This is a genomic window from Lutibacter sp., assembly GCF_030692605.1.
Classification (GTDB): domain Bacteria; phylum Bacteroidota; class Bacteroidia; order Flavobacteriales; family Flavobacteriaceae; genus Lutibacter.
On the sequence record NZ_JAUYUD010000001.1, the window covers coordinates 1 to 2,402 of the forward strand.

The following is a 2,402-nucleotide window of genomic DNA, read 5'->3' on the forward strand; positions in this document are numbered from 1 at the left end:
GTACTCGCTCACTTAACTGAAAATGAGCGAATAATTTTTCCTGATAGTCTTTCTTGCCTTGCATACCATGAAAGTACTAATTTCTGTGAAATTTTACAACCTTTTTTAGCTATATTTACTCTGAATTGTGCAACAGACACAATGGCTAAAAATAATAGCCGAAATAACATTGAATATGAACATTGTAGCCCGCATAAAATTTAGGATGCTTACGCAATCGGCTACTATTCTTATACGAGACGTTGTACAACATTTGGAAAAAACCGAAAAATAAACGAACTTTACAATAAATTTAAAGTTATGACAGGAATAGAAAGCATAAAAAATAATTTAATCGACAGAATTCTTGCCACGAGAAACGAAAAATTATTACAAGCAATCAGTAATATTTTTGAGTCGACTCAAAGTGATGATGTGCTTTCATTATCATCCGAGCAAATTGAGATGCTTTTAATGAGTGAAAAGGATATTGAAAACGGAAATCTCATTTCTGAATCGGAATTAAATGACTCAGATTCTAAATGGCTGAATTAAGTATTTTTTGGACTAACACAGCTCTAAAACAGAGAAATTATACCTTTGAATATTGGAATGATAGAAATAAAAGTACGACTTATTCTAAAAAACTCAATTCAAGTATCAAAGAAAGAACAACTATTTTAAAGACAAATCCCGAATTAGGAAAGAAAACGGAGTTTAATGATACTCGAGTTATTTCTTTAGGACACTATAGCATTCTTTACAGAAAAGTTAATTCGAAAATTATTATTACTGGCTTTTGGGATAACAGGCAAAACCCAGATAAATTATTGAAATTCTTAAGTCAGGAATAAAACGTTGTACAACACCTCATAAAATTTATGCTCGCATTTGAACTAAATAAAGAACCGACAAACATTCAACAAACAATTTGCTACAACCGAAAAATCTCCGATTTTTAAGTCGCACAAATCTTATAAAAACTCGTTAGCAACAAGGCGAAAAAATGGACTTGAACTGAATTACTGATATGAAAGGAAAATGGTTTGATTTTAGCAAAACAGCGGAATTGAGCAACGAAACGGAAAAGACTAAAAAAGACAAATTTCAACAATCCGAGAAAGATTTCTGATTTTGAGCAAAATGGCGGAATTGAGCAACAAAGCGGAAATTCATAAAAGGAAAATTGCAATAAACCGAGAAACATTCCAGATTTTTAAAATCATAAACCGATTTAAAAAATTGCCAAATTAAAATTAGAACAAAAAATCAAAATTGGGATAAAAACTAATTGCAACACCTCATAAAATTTATGCTTAAATTTGAACTAATACAAACCGACAAACATTCAATTAAAATATTGCTACGGGCGGAAAAATCTCCGATTTTTACGTCGCACAAATCTTATAAAAACACGGTGGCAAGGCTGATGCACGGAGCGAGAAATATGGATGAAAATTTGAAAAAGTAAACGATATTGAATTTGAAATATGAATAACAAATCACAAAAACTACTTAAATCTTTTTAACTATGGAAAATAAATCTGAATCAAAATCAATTATTCTAGCCTTTTCGATATTATTAGGGCTTTTTTTATTAGGCTTTTTTATTTTTAAAGGTCTAAAAACATTTAGCGACAAAGACCGTGTAGTCACTGTAAAAGGATTAGCTGAAATGAATATGACAGCAACTTCCGCTATTATCGATTTAAATTTTTCGAATTCGGGTGATAATTTGCAAGATATAATTAAGAAAACAGAAAACAAGAAAACCGCCATTATCACCTATTTAACAAGTATTGGATATGACAAAAATGACATAACAATAAACAATACAGGTGTAACCGACCGACAAGAATATTACGAAACCCAATGGCAAAATAATCAACAAGTACAGGTAAAAATAGATAGATATACCATTTTACAAAGCTTGACTGTTCAATCGAAAGATGTAAAAACCACAGAAGATAAAACCGCTCAAATAAAAATGGATTTAGTTAACAAGGATTTAACAAGTAATTTAAGTACAGACTATTCTTTTCCCGATTTAAATTCAATTAAACCTCAGTTAATAGCTGAAAGTACAAAAAATGCACGCATTGCAGGAGAGCAGTTTGCCAATGATTCGCAAGCAAAATTGGGTAAAATAAAGACAGCTTCACAAGGCCAGATTACAATTGCTGGAAAGTATTATTATGACGAAGAAACCAGCGAAAAACCCAAAGAACCTTTCATTCAAAAAGCAAGAGTAGTGAGCACGATTGTTTTCTTCTTAGAATAACAAGTCGAGTAGGTAAAGGGGAATCTCACCCCTAAACCTCTCGCAGAACCGTACGTGAACCTCTCGATTCATACGGCTCTTCTTAATTCAAGTTTTACGGTCTAAAGCCTTCGTATTGCCAATGTTCAAAAAGGTTTGGAAA

The 2,402-nt window shown here is 31.7% G+C and carries 4 protein-coding genes; all 4 read left to right on the forward strand.

Annotated features, from left to right (window positions below):
• The coding region (locus Q8S45_RS00005) for a hypothetical protein (protein ID WP_305600065.1) at positions 1-204 on the forward strand (204 nt) is incomplete at its 5' end.
• Between the two features lie 96 nt (positions 205-300).
• Positions 301-534 carry a hypothetical protein gene (locus Q8S45_RS00010; RefSeq protein ID WP_305600067.1) on the forward strand — a complete coding sequence of 78 codons (234 nt, stop codon included), beginning with the start codon at positions 301-303 and terminating at the stop codon, positions 532-534.
• Positions 522-833: a type II toxin-antitoxin system RelE/ParE family toxin gene (locus Q8S45_RS00015; RefSeq protein WP_305600068.1), complete on the forward strand. Its 312-nt coding sequence runs from the start codon at positions 522-524 to the stop codon at positions 831-833. The genes Q8S45_RS00010 and Q8S45_RS00015 overlap by 13 nt, the downstream gene beginning before the upstream one ends.
• Positions 834-1,510: 677 nt before the next feature.
• Positions 1,511-2,260 (forward strand): SIMPL domain-containing protein, encoded by a 750-nt coding sequence (locus Q8S45_RS00020; protein WP_305600070.1) that lies wholly within the window; start codon positions 1,511-1,513, stop codon positions 2,258-2,260.
• Positions 2,261-2,402 lie beyond the last annotated feature (142 nt).